Genomic DNA, 20,577 nt, shown 5'->3' with positions numbered 1-20,577 from the left:
GCTACACACTCGTTCAGGGTATCACTGCATTGCCTAACAGTGCCGTATTGTCCGGCGCGACCAAACGAAGAGCGTTGGAGACGAGATGAAACTCACTGTCCTCGATCAGGTAACTCTCACCATCCAGATTTACCGGCAAGGGTTCTCCTCGATAGTGCAGTGAGTCTGTACGTACATAACGAACGAAGTGGCCATTGTCCGGCAAGGTTTCCAGCTCTTCGACCACCTCTCCAACACGGCCAATGGGGAAATCACGGATCACCAGCACGTCAAAATAGCCATCATCCAGCAAGGCTCGCGGTGCCAGCTCCTGTCCGCCACCGGCCTGTCGCCCATTCCCGATAGCCAAGACGAACAGCGCCACCTCTTCCTCACTCCCTTTCAGTGTGAGACGACCACGATAAGGCCGGAAATCCCATGCCTTGAGCACGCCCATGAGGGAATAAGCACCGCCACCGAACAGTTTCTTGAGCCCACCAGGCGTGGAACGCGTCACTTCAGCACCAAAACCGGCAGATGCCACGTTGATGAAGTAGGCATCGTCGACGCTCACGATATCGATCCCACGCGCAGGCCCCTCACAGGCCAATGCCAGTGCATCAGGTATCGTCAGAGGGATACTGAGCGAGGTGGCAAGATCATTGGCCGTGCCCAACGGCAATATCGCAAACTCGGGACGCTGCGTGACGGAATACTTCATCAGCGCATTGGTCACCAGATTGAGCGTGCCATCTCCCCCACCGACGACAAGCCGGGTGACTTGCTCGGCAATCGCCTCTTTCACCAGTCGGGCTACGTCATCCCCTTCGAAGGTCAACCGAACCTCCAGCCCCGCCATGCGCTCACGCTGAGCAAAGATCGCCTCTCGCAGCTCCGGCTGCTGGGCCTTCTCGCCATTCAATATCACGCGCACACGTGCCGCTGATTCCATGGTGTCTCCTTGGCGACATGCAGATCAAGCCAACAGCATACGCTTGTCATACCGGTTCAATGAACCATCTCGCCATGCTTTATTGCTCGACCGGTATCGACCCGACATCAGGCCTGACTCACGCGTTCGGCACGCCCGGCTGGCGACGTAGCCCCAGCAATAACAGCGGCAAGACCATTACCACACTGATCAGGAACAATCCCTCCTGGGGGGCCAGTGGCGTACTCAACAGTACGGTGGTCACGATGGCCGAGCCACCCAGCTGGATACTGCCCAATAACGCCGCCGCCGTACCAGCACGTTCACCAAAGGCTTCAAGCGCCAGGCTTGAGGCTGCGCCCAGTGCCAATGAGAAGCCAACCGACAACACACCCACCGGCACCATGAAAGCAGCCGCCGAGAGCGGTAGCCAAGCCAGCGCTGCACCCTGCATCACGCCAGAGAGCAGGATGATCGCGAGTCCCAAGCGCACCGTTGGCTGACGGCCAAGGCGGCTGATAACGCGCGGCGCGAAGAAGAAGGTAATGATATTGATAACGGCGTTACCGCCAAACAGTGCGCTGAATTCGAGCTCACTGTAGCCCAACTGTTCAACCAGTAGCTCAGACGAGGAAGATACATACAGCAGGATGGCGCTCATCGCCGCCATCGCGACCAACGCCTGATACAGGAAACGCCAACTGGTCAAGACGGGACGGTAACGAGCCCAGTTATAGAGCGGCCGCACCACGACAGTACTCTGCGGACGGGTTTCCGCGAACAGGCGCCACGCGGCCAGTCCGATGCAGAGTGCAAAGACGGCCATGAACACAAAGTTGGAGCGCCACCCGTATTGTACTGCCAACAGGCCTCCGAGCACTGGCGCTAGCGCCGGAATGATACACAGCGCGCCATTGAGGTAGCTGTACATCTTGGCACCTTGCTCTGGCGTATAGCAGTCACGCACTGCCGCGAAGGCAACGGTTACGGTGGCACAGGCGCCCAGTCCCTGAAGAATGCGGCCGAAATAGAGCATGCTGATGTCCTGCGCCAGTGCCCCGACCAGTGCCCCGACCAGATAGACAGCTGCGCCGCCTAGCAATGCCGGGCGCCTTCCGTAGAGGTCCGTCAGCGGCCCTACCATAATCTGACCGACACCGACCGCACCCAGAAATAACGTCACCGTCATCTGCATCACATCACTCGGCTGAGCGAACTCACGTGCCATCGCCGGCAAGGAAGGCAAATAGATATCGATCGCCAGCGGCGAGAACATCACACAACCGACCAGCAACAGAAGTAGCTGGCGAGCACCTGGCATAGGCCGCGAAGCCGCGGCAGAGGACACAGACATGAGCAATCTCGAGGGTAAGGAGTCGAAATACAAGGATCAGGGATACCACGGAGGATGTTGGCACAGCGACAGCCACAAGGCGCAGAGAGTAGCGCCTGCGACTTATGCAGCAAAATGATAATATTTCAGGCCAGATATTCCATTGGCGAAAATCATGTCTTCAACGCACTCTTCCATGCCGAGCCAGAAGCCCCTCCCGTCAGCAATGCCGCTGGGGACACGTATCGATCTCAACCTGTTGCAGGTACTACAGATATTGCTGGAAGAGTGCAGCGTGACTCGCGCGGCAACCCGACTGCACCTTTCGCAGTCTGCGGTCAGCAAGAGCCTTTCCCGTCTACGGACGATGTTTGATGACCCCCTGTTCATTCGCGAACGCCACGGACTCCGACCCACTCCGCGTGCACGGGCACTACGTGGTGAGCTGGCCGGGTTGCTGTCACGACTGGAGTCTCTGAGCGCGCCCCCTACCTTTGAACCGGTTACCAGCCAGCGACGCTTTCAAATGGCGGTATTGGAAAGCGCCTGGTCCACCCTGATGCCCTCCTGCACACGTGCACTGACCGTCGCCCTTCCCCGCGGCAGTTTTGAGATCAGTCGTTGGCAAGCTGATTGCCTGGGCCTGATGGAGAAAGGACAGCTGGATATCGGTCTCGCGGGGCATGATCATTCAGCGGAAACGCCCGGAGAGCCACCAGCGCTGCCTGAGGGGTTTCATTCGCGCATCTTGTGGCGTGATGATCACGTGATGTTGATACGCCACGACCACCCTCTTCTCGAGCGGGACTCGCCCCTGACGCTGTCAGAATTTGCAGCACTCGATCATGTGCAGGCAACCTGTGAGGGGCGCTCACGCTGGTCGCTGGATGAGCGACTCGAACAGCATGGAACACCGCGTCGTATCAGCGTGCTGGTGCCCGACTTCCGTGATGCCTTGAGCATCGTGGCCCACAGTGATCTGGCGTTCTGCGCACCCCGCAGCTTTGCTCATGCCAATAGCACGTTGCACGAATTGGCGGTCTGTGAGCTGCCACTTCGTCTCCCGGCGCTTAGCTATCGGCTTATCTGGCATGCCAGTCATGAGCAGGACCCGGGGCATCGTTGGCTACGTCAGTCGCTGATGACACACATCTGCAACACTCATGGGGCAGACGCCACCGTCGCTGACCATTAGAATGGCTCCACTCTTTTTCTATGCCTGTACGCCCGCGAGGATTTCCCGATGCGCCCCATCATTCGCCTGTTCTTCCGTACTCTCCGCCTGGTACTGGCTCCCTTCATGCTGATCAGCGAGAAAATGACGCGTGGTAGCGCCCTTGAACGCAGTCCTGCCGAGCAGGCTGAGGTTGATGCTGCAACCACAAAGCTGGCGCTATACCAATTCTCGACCTGCCCATTCTGCATCAAGGTCCGCAAGCGCATGCATCAGCTGAGCCTGAATATCGAACAGCGTGACACCCAGCACGACGCGACACATCGCCAAGCACTTGAACAAGGTGGCGGTCGCGTCAAGGTACCGTGCCTGCTGATCACTCATGACGATGGCCGTGAGGAATGGATGTACGAATCCGACACCATCAACACTTATCTCCAGCAGCGCTTTGGCAACGCAGCCTGAACCAGCGCTATGCGTGAGCTAACGCCAGACAGCAAAACGCCGCTCCCTGAGCGGCGTTTTGCTGTCTGGCAGACCAATGATCATTTTATGGCGTGGTCTCGCGTGTTGGCGAGCCGTATCTCTTCACGCGGCTTGCGTGTCTCATGCACCCCCAGTACCAAGGCGCCGGTCAGGGCCACGGCACCCAGCGTATGCGCCAAGGCCAGATCCAGTGGCAGCCACCACAGGACATTGGCGATGCCTAGCACTGCCTGTAATCCCCAGCACACCAGCACCCAACGCCACGGATTATGTGGACGTCCTGAAAATTTTCCCAAGGCGCGGTGAATAGGCCTGGCCTCCGCACGTGCCGTTACGCGCCACTGCCATCGCCCATAACGACGCTGGCGCCAGTAAAGCGCCATCAATATGCCTCCCAACAGCAATGCGCCGCCACGATGGGCCATGTGGATTGCCGTACGTGCCTCACCATGCAACTGGCCATACAGATAGCTGGGGCCCACATCCTGTGTCAGATGAAAGCCTTCTCCCCAATCCATGGTCGGCCATAGGCTGTCATTGCAGCCGGGGAAGCCCGTGCAGGCGAGGCCTGCGTAATTGCTGGAGGTCCACCCGCCCAGTGCCAGCTGCACGATCAGCGCCACCACCGCTGCTGTTACCAACCAGGGCTGATGCAGACGAGTGCTCTGCACTGCCGCCGGTGCAATCTCAATCTCCGCTCTCGGCCTGACAAGTGTCCGATCGCCCAGGCGCTGTCGCAAGGTCAGCCACAACACCACAAGCAGGCTCATGACGGCTAGCCCGCCTAGCAGATGCAATGTCACGACCTGCGGCCATAACTTGAGCGTCACCGTAAAGGCACCGAAAGCGCCCTGCACCAATAATACGCCCAGCAATAGCCAACAGGCAGTGAGAGGAAAGTGTGCAGGTGACGTGGCGGTCGCCTTATTCAGAGACTGCGACCTATTCAACGACGGTGGTCTCTTCGATGAACGAGACACCAACTTCTCAAGGCGCTTGATACGTAATCCGAGGATGACCAGCCCTATCGCCGCCAATCCCAGCGAGCTTGCCGCATAGCGGTGAATCATCTCGGCCCAGGCTTTATAGCTCTCAAGGGGATGGTGTGGGCTATGCAGGCTGGCCACCTGCGCATCTGGTACCACCAAGGCACCATAGCAACCCGGCCAATCAGGGCAGCCAAGACCCGCGTCTACCAGCCGCGTCCAGGCACCTAGCGCAATGACAAAGATGACCAGTACCAACATTACGCTGGTTAACTTGAGGCTTGCACGCCACATTCGACATAGCCGCCACTGGGTAGATGACGTATCGAACAGGGCAGAAGGAGGCGCGGATAAATGAGAGCGCTTGCCATGCAATATGGAGGGTGGAACAAAAGGTGGTGGAGGCAATATCGCTGCCCCACGCTGGCGGAAGCGTGTAGAGGAGAGAGAAGAAAGAGAGGGCATGGCGCATCTCCTTGCTCACAAGATGATGTCTTCAACGACAGGATACTGCCAGCATCACGCGGCCAGCCCAGCGTATTCAGCGTGGCGCCGCCGGATTACGCTTCAGCAGACGCCGGACATCCGTCAGCACTGCCTTGGGTGTCACCTCTGGCCCATAGGCCAGCACGACTCGTCCCTGAGGGTCGATCAACCGCAGACTATCGGGCAGCACATCATCACGTCTCGACGTCACGGTAGCGTCAGTAATCGCAGAACCAGTAATGACAGAGCCAGTGATGACAGGGCTAGTGATGCTCGAGCGAGTCGTGGTGACTGGCCACTCTCCCAGCGCTCGTTGCTCACCAGGCATCTGCGCATGCCGGAACTGATGAGGTGCCACGACTAACCGGCCAAGCCGTGGCGCCTCCTTGCCGAGTGCACGATGTAACCGCCACCAGCGCTCTGCTTCAATCTCGGCCTGTTGATTGTGCAAAGGCTCCGGCCAGCTCAGCCAGAAGCGCTCCTCTTCAGCACCGCGTGCTATACGAGGCGGCATACCATTCTCGATGTTCTCCACACCAGCTTCGCCATCATGTCCTTCGCCGATATAGTGCAGCGACCATTCCGGCAGAGCAGCGACGGCCGGTAGCAGCGCACCATTGGCCACTCGACCGTCAGGAATGCCGACGTGTGCACTCAGCATCGCCCACGCCAGTGGTAACGGCGCAAACAATAGCCCCAGCAAGGCGACTAACTTGAGACGCTGGCGCATTACATACGTCATCCGCACCCCTCCTCTACGTTAACCATTACGACTGCACATCAGACACGATGTTGCCGCAATGGCGTAGCGCGCTGACGACGCGCACCCAAGACCATGACGACCGCAGCGCCCAGGCTCAGACCCAACCACTGCAGCGCGTAGGCGTAATGACGTTCTGGCGTCATGTTGCCAGGCTGCCACCAGGGTGCGAACTGCCCAATACCACTGACCTGGTGCAGAACCCCGGCGTAGGCTGGTGGCCCCAATGCCTGCCACGCAGTCAGGTCTACCTGCTGCAGTCGTTGCCCTTCCCGATTAGGCCCAAACAGAGGGCCGCCACTGGTGCCACGACTATCCAGCCACTGCCAACGTCCACGGATAACGCCTGATCCTGCTGGCGTGATGACTTCCGGGTCAACGCGTGGTGCAGGTGATGCCACAAAGCCGCGTTCGACCAGCCACCAGCGGCCATCCTCCGCCTTGAATGGCGTGAGTACGGCCACACCATGGCGATGATCGAGGGTACGGTTATCCAGTAACAAACCGTGCTGAGGCAGCCACTCTCCACGTAACTCAATCAGGCTGGCGCTCGCAGGTGGAGCATCGGGCATTATCAGTTCGGGAGCACTGGCGGCATCCTCAAGATGCTGGGCACGCGTCAGCCCCCGGCTGATCTGCCAGGCGCATAGACACAGACCCAGCACGATCAGCGCACTCCAGAACAGCCACCAACCTCGTCCGACACGACGCTCATCCAACGCTCCCGGAGCCCGCGCGGCGACCGATGACGTCGTGTGAGCGGATAATGCGTCAACAGACGACCGTGACTTGCGCTCAGCCTCTGAGTGGTCTCGACTAGGAGGAAGAGCACCATATTCTCCAAGGCAGTCTGCCGCCGCTGGAGACTCACCTTCGGATAAAGGAGTTGCCGTGTTGCTCAAATCACTCATTGCGCTGGTCTTTATCGGCATGCTGGCAAGCCTTGTCGCCGGTGCCGGTTTTCTGCTTCGCGATGGCAGCCGCAGTCGCCGTCTACTGACTTCTCTCAAGTGGCGAGTCGGTCTCGCTGCCTGCTTGGTTACCCTGCTGGTCATTGGCTTCTCCACCGGAATGCTTGATTAGCACTGGCGATATACGACGTCAGAACACATAGACGCATAGGAACAAGCCAATCCACACAGCGTCGACAAAGTGCCAATACCAGGCTGCTGCCTCGAAAGCAAAGTGACGCTCGGTGGAAAAATGGCCACGCATCACACGCACCAGCATGACGATGAGAATCAGTGTGCCAATCGTGACATGCAGGCCATGGAAGCCGGTTAGCAGGAAGAAGGTGCCACCGTAGACACCTGCCTGAAGGGTCAGTCCGAGGTGATGCCATGCCTCGTAATACTCGATGCCCTGCAGCGACAGAAAGCACACACCCAATCCAACCGTGCCCGCCAGCCAGTTACGTGCCGTGCGCCGATAGCCCATTTTCAATCCTTCGTGGGCCACCGTTAGCGTGATACTGGAGCTGACCAGCAATAGCGTGTTGGCCAAGGGCAGCTGCCAGGGAGAGAGCACCTCCCTCGGCCCAGAGATAGACACATCCGGTGGATTCATCAGCGGCCAACTGGCCGTGAAATCTGGCCAGAGCAGTGCGGTAACACCCTTGGCGCCTTCACCGTCCAGCCACGGTAGTGCGAAAGTGCGCACATAGAACAACGCGCCAAAGAAGGCAGCGAAGAACATCAGCTCAGAGAAGATGAACCAGCCCATCCCCCACCGGAAGGAGCGGTCCATCTGGTCATCATAGAGACCGCCCATCGATTCATGAATGACGTCACGAAACCAGCCAACCATCACCAATACGACCGCTAGAAGGCCAATAGCAGACAACCATGCTGCGCTGCCATGCACTATCCAAACGCCAGTACCGACCATCATGCTGCCGACCGCCAGCACCCCAAGGATGGGCCAGGCGCTGTGTGCCGGTACGTAATAGCTGCCACTGCTCATGCGTCACCTCCTACATGCATTACCCTGCCGCACCGCCATGACCGAGGGTCGATCACCTTCCCTGCGCCTGGCACGCGCGCCCTTGCGCACTACATATCATCGTCACCATCACTTGCTACCAGCTCCACCGGATAGAGGGTATAAGCCAGCGTCAAATCGCGAATGTCGTCGGGTAAATCAGGATCGACCTGAAATACCAGTGGCAGCTCACGGCGCTCGCCAGCAGCCAGCGTTTGCTCCTGGAAACAGAAACACATGATTTTCCTCAGATGTAGAGAACCCTCTGAGGGGCTGACGCTGGGGACTGCTCGCCCGCGCACGGCTCTGTCCGCGTGATTGATAAAGACGAAGCGCGCGCTGTACTGCCCCCCGGGATGAATGCGAAAGCGCTCGTCAAGCGCCTCAAGCGTCCAGGGCAACCCCTGTCCTTGCTGAACGATGAAGCGCACTGATATCCAGCGGCTCTCATCAATTTCCATCGCGACAGCGGCCTTCGCCTGGCTGGCCGCCTTGCCATTCAAGCCGGTCAGGTTGCAGAAGACGTCGTAGAGCGGCACCAGCGCAAACGCAAAGCCCAGCATGCCTGCCAGCGCCAGCAGCGTGCGCCGTACAGTGCGCGTGACGCCCGCTTGCTGATCAACGCTTCTGACGTTGGCCTGCTCATTTTGCGTCATGCAGCCCCCTTTCTCTTGCTCATCAACCACCGTCAACCAGCCGCTGCTGACTTGCTTCTGCCGACACCGCCACCCCTGACGACTAGCCCCCTGATGCAACACGCTCGTACGTGAACATGCCTACATGACTATCGTTCAGGTTCGACAAGCCGTCCATCATGGGTCTGCGGCGGTATCTCGAAGGTATGCAGCGGGGCCGGACTCGGCACACTCCACTCCAGATCTTCCGCACCTTCCCAAGCGCAAGCAGGGGCTTTCACGCCACCACGGGCGCACTTGATGATCACGACCAAAAACAGCAGCTGCGAGAAACCAAACAGAAACGCGCCAATACTGGAGAGCATGTTGAAGTCGGCGAACTGCAAGGCGTAGTCAGGAATGCGACGCGGCATCCCGGCCAGCCCCGAGAAGTGCATGGGAAAGAAGGTCAGATTCACGCCCACGACTGACAGCCAGAAATGCCACTTCGATAGACCCTCATGGGGATAGAAACCGGTCCACTTCGGTAGCCAGTAATAGACGCCCGCCAGAATCGCGAACAACGCCCCCGGCACCAGTACATAATGGAAGTGTGCGACCACGAAGTAGGTGTCGTGATACTGGAAATCCGCTGGCGCGATGGCCAACATCAGTCCCGAGAAACCACCGATGGTGAACTGGACGATAAAGGCGATGGCAAACAGCATCGGCGGCTCGAAGCTGATGGAGCCGCGGAACATCGTCGCGATCCAGTTGAATACCTTTACGCCGGTAGGCACGGCGATCAGCATCGTCGTGTACATGAAGAACAACTCCGCCACCAGCGGCAGGCCGACAGCAAACATGTGATGCGCCCATACCAGAAACGACATGATGGCGATTGACCCGGTGGCGTAGACCATCGAGGCGTAGCCGAACAGTCGCTTGCGCGAGAAGGTCGGTACGATGGCGGAGACGATACCGAAGGCCGGCAGGATCATGATGTAGACCTCGGGGTGGCCGAAGAACCAGAACAGATGCTGGAACAGCACTGGATCACCCCCACCGGCGGCATTGAAGTAGCTGGTCCCGAAGTTGATATCGAACAGCATCATGGTAATGGCACCCGCCAGTACCGGCATGACAGCGATCAACAGAAAGGCAGTGATTAGCCAGGTCCACACGAATAGCGGCATATCCATCATGCGCATGCCCGGTGCGCGCAGATTGAGGATGGTGGCAATGATGTTGATCGCGCCGAGAATCGAGCTGATACCGGCAATATGCAGTGAGAAGATGAAGAAGCTGGTGGACGGTGGCGCGTAGGTGGTGGAAAGCGGGGCGTAGAACGTCCAACCGAAGTTAGGGCCACCGCCTTCCATCAATAGCGTGGACAGCAGCAACAGGAAGGCGACCGGCAGTAGCCAGAAACTGAAGTTGTTGAGGCGTGGCAGCGCCATGTCCGGCGCGCCGATCTGGAGTGGAATCATCCAGTTTGCCAGCCCCGTAAAGGCCGGCATGATGGCGCCGAATACCATGATCAGGCCGTGCATGGTGGTCATCTGATTGAAGAACTCGGGCTGCACCATCTGCAGACCCGGCTGGAACAATTCCGTACGGATCACCAACGCCATGATGCCGCCGATAAAGAGCATCGTCAGTGAGAAGATCAGGTAAAGCGTGCCGATATCCTTGTGATTGGTCGTCAGTAGCCAGCGCATCATGCCGCGCGGGGCGGCGCCATGACCTGCATGCTGGCTGGCAGAGGAATATCCACCGCCTGACGTGCCGCCTTCGCTGGCCTGGAGCACTGCCTTGCGTGACTTGTCACTGGCCATGATGCCTCTCCTGAGTAAGCATCCCTTGCCGGAACCGGTACCGGAGCCGGATGCGAATATCCTGGTGTCTGTCTGATTCCCTCAATCTTGAGCGCTACCTCTGAGATAGCGATGCGTCATTGCGACAACTGCTCTTTGATCACCGCAGGCTGCACCAGCTCACCCGTGTCATTGCCCCAGGCATTGCGTTCATAGGTAATCACCGCTGCCAGCTCCACCGGACTGAGTACATCGGCGAAGGCCGCCATCGGTGTGCCCGCCTTGCCGTTGATCACGATGTCGATATGCGCCTGCATGTCACCAGTGACGATGGCGCTACCTACCAGCGATGGGAAGGCAGGCGGCATGCCCTGGCCATTCGGCTGATGGCAGGCGGCACAGATGGTGACGTAGGTCTTCTCACCCTTCTCCATCAACTCATCAAGGCTCCAATCACGCCCGGCATCATTCAGTGAGGCCTCAACGTCTGCCTTGCGAGCGACAAGCCAGGCGTCAAACTCAGCCTCCGGCAGCGCCTCAACTACTACAGGCATGAAGCCGTGGTCCTTGCCGCACAGCTCGGCGCACTGGCCACGATAGATGCCGGGAGTATCGATGCGCGTCCAGGCTTCATTGATGAAGCCTGGAATGGCGTCTTTCTTGACACCGAAGTCCGGCACCCACCAGGAATGGATCACGTCGGCCGACGTCGTCAGAAAACGCACCTTGCGATTGATGGGCAGTACCAGTGGATTGTCGACTTCCAACAGATAGTGCTCGCCTTTCTCGGCCGTGTTGTTTATCTGCTCGCGTGGGGTCGCAAGACTTGAAGTGAAGGCGACATTCTCGCCCAGATATTCATATTGCCAGCGCCATTGATGCCCAGTGACCTTGATATCGAGCGCCGACTCGGAAGCGTCGTACATGTCCTTGAGAGTGGCAGTCGCCGGCACCGCCATCACGAATAGAATCACGAGCGGGATGATCGTCCACAGGATTTCAATGCGGGTATTCTCGTGGAAGGTCGCAGGGATGGCACCGCGTGACTTGCGGTGGCGAATCATGGCGTATCCCATGATGCCAAAGACCACGACTCCGATGACGACGCAGATCCAGAAGATGGTCATGTGCAGCGAGTGGATATCACGGCTGACGGCTGTGACACCGACCGGCATGTTGTATTCAAGCGCCAGCGCTGAGGACGTAACACCGCTACCGAACAGTAGCGCGCCTCCCGGCAGGATTAGTGACGCGGTCAGAGGGCGCCGATGTCTGTGCACAGACATGGCAAGGCGAGGAAAACGCTCCGCGATCCACGACATCGGCCCCTCCTTGTCATTGTTTTCGAGGGTGAATTCAAAGCATCCCCTCACCACGACTTCCTTCGAGTATAGAAGAGCCCTGCGGAACGCAAGGTCGCGTAGATCAACCCACTGTGTCTCCTTGGTCGCAAGGCAAAGATGATCAATAACAGCTACGCACCGCATGATACCGGCTATCGTCAGGGGCCAGCTGTTGCCGGGCACTCTCACGAGGGGTGATTGACACTCGCCGACATGCCTGCTGGGACGACCAATGGCCAAGTTATGTGCGCACATGCGAATGCTATCGTTACAAAATGCCTTCCCCTCCCCATATCACGCCCTTCGGAACTCTCCATGAATGCTATCTGGCTTGCCCTTTTCGGCTGTATCGCCTTCGCCCTCGGCTATCGCTTCTACTCGAAATTTCTCGCCGAACGCATCTTCCGTCTGGACCCCAATTTCGTGACGCCAGCGCATGCACTACGCGATGACACGGATTATCTGCCGACCAATCGCTGGGTACTGTGGGGACACCACTTCACCTCGGTCGCAGGTGCTGCACCGATCGTCGGGCCGGCCATCGCCGTCTATTGGGGCTGGTTGCCTGCGGTGCTGTGGGTCGTGCTCGGCAGTCTGTTCGCGGCGGGCGTGCATGACTTTGGCACCTTGACGCTTTCAGCACGCCATCGCGGCCAGTCCATCGGTACACTAGCTGACAAGCTAATTGGAAAGCGCGCCAAGCTATTGTTTCTATTCATCATTCTGATCCTGGTGCTGATGCTGAATGCAGTATTCGCGTGGGTAATCGCCAATCTCTTCATCAACTTCCCGGCCAGCGTGCTGTCGGTGGTGATACAGATTCCACTCGCGGTATGGATAGGCCATCGCGTCTATCGCCGTGGTGGCAAGATGCTGATCCCCTCGATTCTGGCGCTGATCGTGATGTACGCCACCGCCCTGTTGGCGGGGCAGTTCGAGTTCCTGCAAGTTGATTTGGCCGGCACCTTCACAGCCATGGCTGGCGGCGAGGATGGCACGCTGTTGTTTGGCCTCTCGCCCATCTCCAGCGCTTTCCTTGTCTGGATCATCGCACTGATGGTCTATGTCTATGTGGCCTCGGTACTGCCCGTATGGAAACTGCTACAGCCGCGCGACACCATCAATTCCCATCAGCTGGTGGTGGGACTGGTACTGCTGTATCTGGGCCTTGCCGTCGGCGGACCACACCTGACCGCACCGGCTTATAATGCCGATGCCGAGATGTCCTTCTATCCGCTGCTATTCATCACCATTGCGTGCGGCGCGATCTCCGGCTTCCATGGTCTGGTCGCGTCCGGCACCACCTCCAAGCAACTCTCGCATGAGCCGGATGCCCGCATGATTGGCTACTCTGGTGCGCTCGGCGAAGGCATGCTGGCCTTGATCTCCATCATCGCAGTGGCGACGCTATTCGGAACTCAAGCGGACTTCAGCGCGACCTATTCGAGCTTTGCGGCAGCGGGTGCCAATGGCCTTTCAAGCTTCGTGCAGGGTGCGGGGCAGTTGATCTCGCATCTGGGACTACCCGCCAGCGTCGGCAGCACTCTCGTGGCCGTCATCGTGGTCAGCTTCGCGGCCACCACACTGGATTCCGCCGTGCGCCTGATGCGCTACATCATCGCGGAACTGGGGAGCGAGTACGGCATGCCGGTGCTCAGCCACAAGCACGTCGCGACCAGCATTGCCGTCATCGCCAGTGCTGCATTGGTCATCCTGCCGCAAGGCCCTAAAGGTTTTGGCTCCGGTGGCTACCTGCTGTGGCCGTTGTTCGGCACCAGTAACCAGCTACTGGCCGGCATCTCGTTGATGCTGATTTCAGTGTGGCTCAAACGTCAGGGACGTCCCGTCATCTACACGCTGGCACCGATGGTCTTCCTGATGATCATGACGCTGTGGGCGATGGTGCAACAGGTCGTACTGGATTGGTCCGGGATGGGCAACAATGATCCGCAGTGGCTGTTGTTTACCTTCGGCAGCCTGATCATGGTCTTTGCGCTGTGGATTCTGCTTGAGGCCACGCGCAGCTTGAAAGCTTCTACGCCAGTCATCGCGCATGAAAGCTGATGGCACTTCCGTCATTGACGCTCTGCGCTCCCTGTTATCAGGCGCAGGGCGACTGCGCACAGGCTGGGAAGCCATGTTACGCGTCAATCAGCAACATGATCTCGCCCTGCTGGCGCGTGAGGAGGAGGACATCTTCATGATGCTGAGCTTCGCCGAGATGATGGGCATCCCCAATCCGGCCCCCGCCGTCTCGCTCGAGATGCTGCCATTGATGCTGGAACGCATGCACGACTGGCATCTGCGCCAGGGGCTTGAGCACTCGCCACTGGAGGGCATCAAGTGCTGCTGACGTGGTGGAAAGGCTGGCAGGCCAGCAGAATGCAGAAAGCCTCTGCAGAAAAACGGGGCTCCGCGTCTACCGACACGGCGCCTCAATCCGGTGACGAACCGCACAAGCCATTGCCGGAGCTGTGGTTCTTCGGCGGCAAGGGCGGTGTCGGCAAGACGAGCTGCGCCGCCGCTCAGGCATTGGCGCTCGCAGAGGCCGGTGAAGCGACGCTGCTGGTCTCCACTGATCCCGCCCATAACCTCGGTGATCTATTCGGGCCCTTGGATGGCCATCCACGCACCATCGCCCCCCAGCTTGAGGTGATGGAGCTGGACCCCGAACAGGAATGCGAGCGCTATCTGGAAGTTGTGCGTCAGCGAATCGCTCCGCTCGTCAGTGGTGAGCGCAGCGCCACCGTGATGCGCCAGCTGACATTGGCGCGTCATGCCCCTGGCACTAGCGAGGCGGCGCTCTTTGATGCCCTGGTGGAGATCATCCTCGCACCGCCAAGCCCACTATCCGCGGGTAACGAGCAATATCGACACATCATCTTCGATACCGCCCCCAGCGGGCATACCATACGCCTGCTGAGTCTGCCGGAAGTGCTCGGTGGCTGGCTTGATGGCATGCTCGGCCAGCGCAAACGTGCCGTTGCCGAGCGCAGCCTGTGGCTGGACAGTCAGGATGCCGTATCCTCTACGTCTTCGACGGGCACCTCAGCAGATGACCCGATCAGCGAAGCATTGGAGCAACGACGTACCCGCTATGCAGCATTGCGAGTACGCTTGACCGATGCACATCAAGTACGTGTGATTCTGGTCAGCACACCAGAAAAACTGCCGTGCCTCGAAACACAGCGCACACGTGAAGCATTGGAAGCCCACGGCATGACGGTCGGAGGATTGATCATCAATCAGTGCCTTCCCGAGATGGCGCAGCCTTGTGAATCCGAGGCTGGTATCTCCCAGGCAAGGGCACCGCGTGAGGCCGCAGCCGAGGAATCTGAATGGGTCACGACCTGGCGGGAGCAGCAGCATCACTGGGCAAATGAATTGGACAAGGCCTTTGCTGACCGACCATGCCTTCGTCTGATGCGCCAATCACGCCTGCCGGAAGATCGTGAAAGTCTCGTTCCGCTTATGGAAGCCCTGGCGAGCTTTACGCCTTGGCCACAGCAGTGTGGACAGGCACATGGTCATTCTCCTGAACCGTGTACCACGCCCTGAGCCCCCCCCCAACTTACCCTTACCCCCGCCACCTCGTTTATTCTCTACCTGACGCATGGCACGCCCAGTGCTCTCACTGCTTGTCGCGTGCCATGCGCATGCACGCCATCCCGTCATCTCTCCCCATCTTGCCTCTACTCTTCCCTCATATTTCAGCTATCACACCAATCATCATCGATTGGTGCTGGCCATCCATCGGCCATCCCTTCGCGTGAAGCCAGCCTTTCATTGTCATCACATGACGACAAACAATATGACTTTAACGAGAAACTCCTTTGAAATTCATCCATCGTTAACCTACCCGAAAGGATGCGTATGACAGGCTTTTGCGCTGAATTTTTGGTGCTTCCAGTCGGACTGGCGATTGCTACCTTGGTTGCACAATCAGTGCATACATTCGACATGTCATTCCGATAGAATAGCTGGCTAAACATTTCAACAATTCCCTTCATTCCCACTGACGGCACGCTTCCGGCAGCTTTCAGGGTAGTGGCATCCTGTTTTCGCCCTGAACATTATTGAGGATTTTCCATGGCCCCGACTTCCCCAAGTCAATCCCGCCCACCAAGGCATCCGCTGAATTCCAGCGCTTGCCGCCCCCGCCTGTGGTCTGCCAGCCTGCTGCTGGTTGGTGCACTCATGGCAGGCTGCAGTGATGGCAGTGACGAGGCAGCTGAGAGCCAGAGCCAGGAAGGCGGTCAGGCGACTGAGGTCGAGGCAGTGACGGTGAAGATGCAGGACGTTCCCATCACTTCGGAACTGCCGGGACGAATCAGCGCCTATCAGATCGCGGAGGTGCGACCACAGGTCGGCGGTATCATCGAATCGCGTGATTTCACCGAGGGCAGTGAGGTCGAGGAAGGACAGGTGCTCTATCACATCGATGCACGCACTTATCGCGCTGATGTCGCGAGCGCCAAGGCCAGCCTTGCCCGCGCCGAAGCCAGCCTCAACACCTCAAACCTGCAAGCCAAACGCTTCAAGACACTGGTCGCACGCAACCTGGTCAGCCAGCAGGACTACGATGATGCCGTCGCGACCGTCGGAGAAGACCGCGCAGATGTCGCTTCCGCCAAGGCTGATGTTTCAAGCGCCCAGATCAACCTGGACTACACCACGGTCACATCGCCGATCAGCGGCCGCATCGGCAAGTCCAGCGTCACCAAGGGGGCGCTGGTCACTGCAAGTCAGGACACCAGCCTTGTCACCGTGCAACAGCTGGACCCCATCTATGTCGACATGACCCAGTCCGCTTCCGAAACACTCAAGCTCAAGCGTGAACTGTCCAAGAACGGCAAGGCGGCGGCAGCTCCGGACAAAGCCAAGGTCGAACTGCTGATGGACAAAGACGATCCCTATCAATATCAGGGTGAACTGCAGTTCACTGACATCAGTGTCGATGAAGGCACCGGCATGGTGACGCTACGTGCCCTGTTCCCGAATCCGGATACCATGCTGCTACCGGGCATGTTCGTCACGGCGCGCATGGTCGAAGCCGTGGCACATGACGCGATCCTCCTGCCTCAGAAGGCCGTCAGCCACAACGATGATGGCGATGCCACGACCATGGTGATCAATGCCGAGGGCAAGGTCGAATCCCGCGTCGTGAAGATCGACCGCGCCATGGGCAATCAATGGCTGGTGACTGACGGGCTCAGCGCTGGCGAGCAGGTCATCACCAGCGGCCTGCAAAAGATCAAGGCAGGGGCCCCCGTGAGAGTCGCGAAGGATGACGCGACTGAGAACGACGCCACGGCCGATGCCGGCCAGCCAGGCGAGGAGCAGTAACACCTTCGCCCGACTCCGCACCATGTCGCCAGGCGTGAAGAGCAAAACAGGATAGCGAATCATCCTCGCACTCACGCTTGCCGCAGGTCCCGAACGACGTTCCAGGAGTATCAAACGTCATGGTCAGATTTTTCATCGATCGCCCCATCTTCGCCTGGGTGCTCGCCATCATCGTCATGCTGGGCGGCATGCTCAGTATTACCAAACTCCCCATTGAGCAGTACCCGTCACTGGCGCCGCCCAGCATCAAGATCCAGGCGTCCTACTCCGGTGCGTCGGCTGATACCGTCCAGAACACGGTGACTCAGGTCATCGAACAGCAGATGACGGGCATCGACAACCTGCTTTACATGACCTCGACATCGGACTCCCAGGGCAGCGCCAGCATCACGCTGACCTTTGCCACCGGCACTGATGCCGACATCGCGCAGGTACAGGTACAGAACAAGCTATCGCTGGCCGAAGCGAGCCTGCCGAGCAGCGTCACCACGGCGGGCATCGAGGTCACCAAGTCTTCCTCCAGCTTCCTGATGGCCATGGCCTTCGTGTCTGATGATGACAGCATGACCAATCAGGAACTGACGGATTATGTCTCTTCCAACGTGAAGGACGAGGTCTCTCGAGTCGCCGGGGTCGGCGAAACTCGCCTGCTGGGCGCTGACGGGGCGATGCGTGTCTGGCTGGACCCGGACAAGCTGAACAACTACAGCCTGACCACCAGCGATGTCACTGCCGCGATTGATGTACAGAACAGCCAGACCACTTCCGGTCAATTGGGCAATCTGCCGGCAGAAGAAGGCCAGCAACTCAACGCCACCATCGTGGCACGTACCCTGCTGGAAACGCCGGAAGAATTCGGCAACATTCTCCTCAAGACCCAGACCGATGGTTCTCAGGTCTATCTGAAGGATGTCGCCAAGATTGAGGAAGGTGCCGAAAGCTACAGTGTCATCACTCGCTACAACGGCAAGCCCGCTGCGGGCATGGGGATAATGCTGAGCACCGGCGCCAATGCACTGGATACCGTCGAAGCCGTCAAGGCCCGTGTGGATGAACTCTCCGCCTACTTCCCGGAGGGAGTGTCCTACAAGGTGCCCTACGACACCTCCCCCTTCATCAAGCTTTCCATAGAAGAGGTGGTGATCACGCTGCTCGAGGCTATCGGTCTCGTCTTCCTGGTGATGTTGCTGTTCCTGCAGAACTTCCGGGCCACCTTGATCCCGACCATCGCTGTTCCTGTCGTGTTGCTCGGTACCTTCGGCATCCTGGAAATGTTCGGTTACTCCATCAACACCCTGACCATGTTCGCGATGGTGTTGGCGATAGGACTGTTGGTCGATGATGCGATCGTGGTGGTAGAGAATGTCGAACGTGTCATGCATGAAGACAAGCTCTCGCCACTGGAAGCCACCCGCAAGTCAATGGGACAGATCACCGGCGCCTTGGTCGGCATCGGCCTGGTACTGTCGTCGGTCTTCATACCGATGGCATTCTTCCCGGGTACCACCGGGTCAATCTACCGACAGTTCTCGGTGACGATCGTTGCGGCGATGTCACTGTCGGTACTGGTCGCACTGATCCTGACGCCTGCGCTGTGTGCCACCTTGCTCAAGCCGACCAAGGAGAAGACCACCGGCTTCTTCGGCATGTTCAACCGCGCCTTCGATCGCTCGAACATCCGGTACCAGAAAGGCGTGGCCGGCATGCTCAAGCGTACCGGACGCTCAATGGCAGTCTATGCGTTGGTCGTCGTCGGATGTGGTGTCATGTTCACCCAGATTTCATCAGGCTTCCTGCCGGATGAGGATCAAGGCAACATCTTCAACCAGGTCGTGTTGCCAGCAGGCTCCACCCAGCAGCAGACGGTGGAGGTAATGAAGAAGCTGGAACATCACTTCCTGGTCGATCAGTCGGATGCCGTGATTCAGGTGTTCAGCGTGGCGGGCTTCAGCTTTGCAGGGAGTGGCCAGAACATGGGCCTGGCCTTCGTCAACATGAAGCCCTGGGATGAACGCGACACCAGCGCCTTTGATGTGGTGGCCAAGGCGCAGGCCTACTTCAATACGCTCAAGGGCGCACTGGCGTTTGCCGTCAATCCGCCCTCCATTCGTGAACTGGGTAACGCCAGTGGCTTTGACATGATGCTGGTGGACCGTGGCGGCATCGGTCACAAAGCGCTGACCGAGGCGCGCAACAAGCTGATGGGGATGGCGGCTCAGAATCCTGTCATCACCGGCTTGCGCCCCAATGGGCTGGAAGATAGCCCGCAGTACAACATCAAGATCAATGAGCTGAAAGCGACCGCCATGGGCATTTCGCTCTCGGACGTCTACTCGACACTGTCGACCGCCTGGGGGTCAAGCTACGTCAACGACTACCTGGATGAAGGCCGTATCAAGTCAGTGTATGTCCAGGGTGCCTCGTCAGCGCGCATGCAACCCAGCGATCTGAAGAAATGGTACGTGCGCAACAGTGACAATGACATGGTGCCGCTATCCAACATCGCCACAGGCACTTGGACCACCGGCTCTCCACAGCTGACTCGTTACAACGGTACCTCAGCGATGGAGCTGCTGGGCCAGGCAGGCGAAGGCTATGCGACCGGTGAAGCGATGGCGGAAATGGAGCGCATGGTGGACGAGATTGGCGGCGGAGTAGCATTGGAATGGACCGGCATCTCACTGCAGGAATCATCAAGCAGCGGCATGGCACCTTATCTGTATGCCATCTCGCTGGTGTTTGTCTTCCTGTGTCTGGCAGCACTCTACGAGAGCTGGAGCATCCCGTTCTCCGTCATGCTGGTGGTGCCGCTCGGCGTCATCGGTGCCCTGCTGGCCACCTGGTTGCGTGGTCTGGACAACGATGTGTACTTCCAGGTCGGGCTGGTGACGACCATCGGGCTATCGGCCAAGAATGCGATCCTGATCGTCGAGTTCGCCAAGGATCTTGAAGTCCAGGGCCGCTCGCTGATCGATGCCACCATGGAAGCGGTGCGCATGCGTCTGCGCCCGATCCTGATGACATCACTGGCCTTCACCCTGGGTGCCGTGCCATTGGCCATCTCCACGGGCGCGGGTGCCGCAAGCCGCCATGCCATCGGGAACGGCGTGATCGGCGGGATGATCTCGGCCACCGTACTGGCAATCTTCCTGGTACCGGTCTGCTACGTCGTGGTTCGCCGCATCTTCGGTGAGCCGAAGGAGCTGAAACGGGCTCACGAAATAGCAAACAGCAAGGATGATCCGGTCTGATGTTCTGACCGCTCATGCAGCTCAACACGCCGCCCTCACTGGGCGGCGTGTCTGTTTCAGGGCACAGGAAAGAGCCCCATGATGGCACCAT

The 20,577-nt window shown here is 58.7% G+C and carries 17 protein-coding genes; 8 read left to right on the top strand and 9 right to left on the bottom strand.

Going from position 1 to position 20,577, the window contains the following annotated elements; translation table 11 throughout:
• Nucleotides 1-13 precede the first annotated feature (13 nt).
• Together yegS and GQR90_RS04775 are read right to left on the bottom strand one after the other, a co-directional pair.
• Nucleotides 14-931: a lipid kinase YegS gene (gene yegS / locus GQR90_RS04780; RefSeq protein ID WP_158773119.1), complete on the bottom strand. Its 918-nt coding sequence runs from the start codon at nt 929-931 to the stop codon at nt 14-16.
• Nucleotides 932-1,049: 118 nt separating this feature from the next.
• The gene (locus tag GQR90_RS04775) at nt 1,050-2,264 is read right to left on the bottom strand and encodes a multidrug effflux MFS transporter (protein ID WP_233266433.1); all 1,215 of its coding nucleotides are present in this window, start codon (nt 2,262-2,264) and stop codon (nt 1,050-1,052) included.
• A 154-nt stretch (nt 2,265-2,418) separates the two neighbouring features.
• On the opposite strand from GQR90_RS04775, the gene GQR90_RS04770 reads away from it, so the two are divergent.
• Nucleotides 2,419-3,438 carry a LysR family transcriptional regulator gene (locus tag GQR90_RS04770; RefSeq protein WP_158773118.1) on the top strand — a complete coding sequence of 340 codons (1,020 nt, stop codon included), beginning with the start codon at nt 2,419-2,421 and terminating at the stop codon, nt 3,436-3,438.
• A gap of 48 nt (nt 3,439-3,486) precedes the next feature.
• Nucleotides 3,487-3,882: a glutaredoxin family protein gene (locus tag GQR90_RS04765; protein WP_158773117.1), complete on the top strand. Its 396-nt coding sequence runs from the start codon at nt 3,487-3,489 to the stop codon at nt 3,880-3,882.
• A gap of 80 nt (nt 3,883-3,962) precedes the next feature.
• Here GQR90_RS04765 and GQR90_RS04760 read toward each other — a convergent pair whose 3' ends face one another.
• From GQR90_RS04760 to GQR90_RS04750, 3 genes are all read right to left on the bottom strand, one after another.
• Nucleotides 3,963-5,354 carry a COX15/CtaA family protein gene (locus GQR90_RS04760; protein WP_442778539.1) on the bottom strand — a complete coding sequence of 464 codons (1,392 nt, stop codon included), beginning with the start codon at nt 5,352-5,354 and terminating at the stop codon, nt 3,963-3,965.
• A 76-nt stretch (nt 5,355-5,430) separates the two neighbouring features.
• Nucleotides 5,431-6,117: a hypothetical protein gene (locus tag GQR90_RS04755; protein WP_158773116.1), complete on the bottom strand. Its 687-nt coding sequence runs from the start codon at nt 6,115-6,117 to the stop codon at nt 5,431-5,433.
• Nucleotides 6,118-6,155: 38 nt separating this feature from the next.
• Complete coding sequence (locus GQR90_RS04750; RefSeq protein ID WP_233266432.1) at nt 6,156-6,854, bottom strand: SURF1 family protein; 699 nt, start codon at nt 6,852-6,854, stop codon at nt 6,156-6,158.
• A gap of 172 nt (nt 6,855-7,026) precedes the next feature.
• Here GQR90_RS04750 and GQR90_RS04745 point away from each other — a divergent pair, with 172 nt between their 5' ends.
• Nucleotides 7,027-7,218, top strand: a complete 192-nt coding sequence (locus GQR90_RS04745; protein WP_158773114.1) for a DUF2909 domain-containing protein — start codon at nt 7,027-7,029, stop codon at nt 7,216-7,218.
• A gap of 18 nt (nt 7,219-7,236) precedes the next feature.
• On the opposite strand, the gene GQR90_RS04740 is transcribed toward GQR90_RS04745, so the two are convergent.
• The 4 genes from GQR90_RS04740 to coxB all read right to left on the bottom strand — a co-directional run bounded on the left by GQR90_RS04740 (nt 7,237) and on the right by coxB (nt 11,868).
• The gene (locus tag GQR90_RS04740) at nt 7,237-8,097 is read right to left on the bottom strand and encodes a cytochrome c oxidase subunit 3 (RefSeq protein ID WP_158773113.1); all 861 of its coding nucleotides are present in this window, start codon (nt 8,095-8,097) and stop codon (nt 7,237-7,239) included.
• Nucleotides 8,098-8,186: 89 nt separating this feature from the next.
• Nucleotides 8,187-8,771, bottom strand: a complete 585-nt coding sequence (locus tag GQR90_RS04735; protein ID WP_158773112.1) for a cytochrome c oxidase assembly protein — start codon at nt 8,769-8,771, stop codon at nt 8,187-8,189.
• A gap of 128 nt (nt 8,772-8,899) precedes the next feature.
• Nucleotides 8,900-10,567, bottom strand: coding sequence for a cytochrome c oxidase subunit I (ctaD, locus tag GQR90_RS04730; protein ID WP_158773111.1), 1,668 nt, complete (start codon nt 10,565-10,567; stop codon nt 8,900-8,902).
• A 116-nt stretch (nt 10,568-10,683) separates the two neighbouring features.
• Complete coding sequence (gene coxB / locus GQR90_RS04725) at nt 10,684-11,868, bottom strand: cytochrome c oxidase subunit II (protein ID WP_233266431.1); 1,185 nt, start codon at nt 11,866-11,868, stop codon at nt 10,684-10,686.
• Between the two features lie 336 nt (nt 11,869-12,204).
• Here coxB and GQR90_RS04720 point away from each other — a divergent pair, with 336 nt between their 5' ends.
• The 5 genes from GQR90_RS04720 (at nt 12,205) to GQR90_RS04700 (ending at nt 20,486) form a co-directional block, all read left to right on the top strand.
• A complete protein-coding gene (locus tag GQR90_RS04720) occupies nt 12,205-13,953 on the top strand; it encodes a carbon starvation CstA family protein (protein WP_158773110.1) in 1,749 nt (582 codons plus the stop codon).
• A 73-nt stretch (nt 13,954-14,026) separates the two neighbouring features.
• Nucleotides 14,027-14,242: a cory-CC-star protein gene (locus GQR90_RS04715; RefSeq protein WP_158773109.1), complete on the top strand. Its 216-nt coding sequence runs from the start codon at nt 14,027-14,029 to the stop codon at nt 14,240-14,242.
• The gene (locus tag GQR90_RS04710; protein WP_158773108.1) at nt 14,233-15,447 is read left to right on the top strand and encodes an ArsA family ATPase; all 1,215 of its coding nucleotides are present in this window, start codon (nt 14,233-14,235) and stop codon (nt 15,445-15,447) included. Before GQR90_RS04715 ends, GQR90_RS04710 begins: the two co-directional genes overlap by 10 nt.
• 531 nt (nt 15,448-15,978) lie before the next feature.
• A complete protein-coding gene (locus tag GQR90_RS04705; protein WP_158773107.1) occupies nt 15,979-17,235 on the top strand; it encodes an efflux RND transporter periplasmic adaptor subunit in 1,257 nt (418 codons plus the stop codon).
• 119 nt (nt 17,236-17,354) lie between these two features.
• The gene (locus tag GQR90_RS04700; RefSeq protein ID WP_158773106.1) at nt 17,355-20,486 is read left to right on the top strand and encodes an efflux RND transporter permease subunit; all 3,132 of its coding nucleotides are present in this window, start codon (nt 17,355-17,357) and stop codon (nt 20,484-20,486) included.
• Nucleotides 20,487-20,577 lie beyond the last annotated feature (91 nt).

The organism is Cobetia sp. L2A1 (genome assembly GCF_009796845.1).
GTDB lineage: Bacteria > Pseudomonadota > Gammaproteobacteria > Pseudomonadales > Halomonadaceae > Cobetia.
The sequence above is the reverse complement of the archived record's forward strand: the minus strand, read 5'-3'. Positions and strand labels throughout refer to the sequence as shown.

Bases quoted from the DNA above. Each gene is read 5' to 3' on its own strand.
- GQR90_RS04740 (WP_158773113.1), bottom strand. From the start codon at position 8,097: ATGAGCAGTGGCAGCTATTACGTACCGGCACACAGCGCCTGGCCCATC.
- yegS (WP_158773119.1), bottom strand. From the start codon at position 931: ATGGAATCAGCGGCACGTGTGCGCGTGATATTGAATGGCGAGAAGGCC.
- GQR90_RS04760 (WP_442778539.1), bottom strand. From the start codon at position 5,354: ATGCCCTCTCTTTCTTCTCTCTCCTCTACACGCTTCCGCCAGCGTGGG.
- GQR90_RS04715 (WP_158773109.1), top strand. From the start codon at position 14,027: ATGTTACGCGTCAATCAGCAACATGATCTCGCCCTGCTGGCGCGTGAG.
- GQR90_RS04755 (WP_158773116.1), bottom strand. From the start codon at position 6,117: ATGACGTATGTAATGCGCCAGCGTCTCAAGTTAGTCGCCTTGCTGGGG.
- ctaD (WP_158773111.1), bottom strand. From the start codon at position 10,567: ATGGCCAGTGACAAGTCACGCAAGGCAGTGCTCCAGGCCAGCGAAGGC.
- coxB (WP_233266431.1), bottom strand. From the start codon at position 11,868: ATGTCGTGGATCGCGGAGCGTTTTCCTCGCCTTGCCATGTCTGTGCAC.
- GQR90_RS04765 (WP_158773117.1), top strand. From the start codon at position 3,487: ATGCGCCCCATCATTCGCCTGTTCTTCCGTACTCTCCGCCTGGTACTG.
- GQR90_RS04775 (WP_233266433.1), bottom strand. From the start codon at position 2,264: ATGTCTGTGTCCTCTGCCGCGGCTTCGCGGCCTATGCCAGGTGCTCGC.
- GQR90_RS04735 (WP_158773112.1), bottom strand. From the start codon at position 8,771: ATGACGCAAAATGAGCAGGCCAACGTCAGAAGCGTTGATCAGCAAGCG.
- GQR90_RS04705 (WP_158773107.1), top strand. From the start codon at position 15,979: ATGGCCCCGACTTCCCCAAGTCAATCCCGCCCACCAAGGCATCCGCTG.
- GQR90_RS04770 (WP_158773118.1), top strand. From the start codon at position 2,419: ATGTCTTCAACGCACTCTTCCATGCCGAGCCAGAAGCCCCTCCCGTCA.
- GQR90_RS04700 (WP_158773106.1), top strand. From the start codon at position 17,355: ATGGTCAGATTTTTCATCGATCGCCCCATCTTCGCCTGGGTGCTCGCC.
- GQR90_RS04720 (WP_158773110.1), top strand. From the start codon at position 12,205: ATGAATGCTATCTGGCTTGCCCTTTTCGGCTGTATCGCCTTCGCCCTC.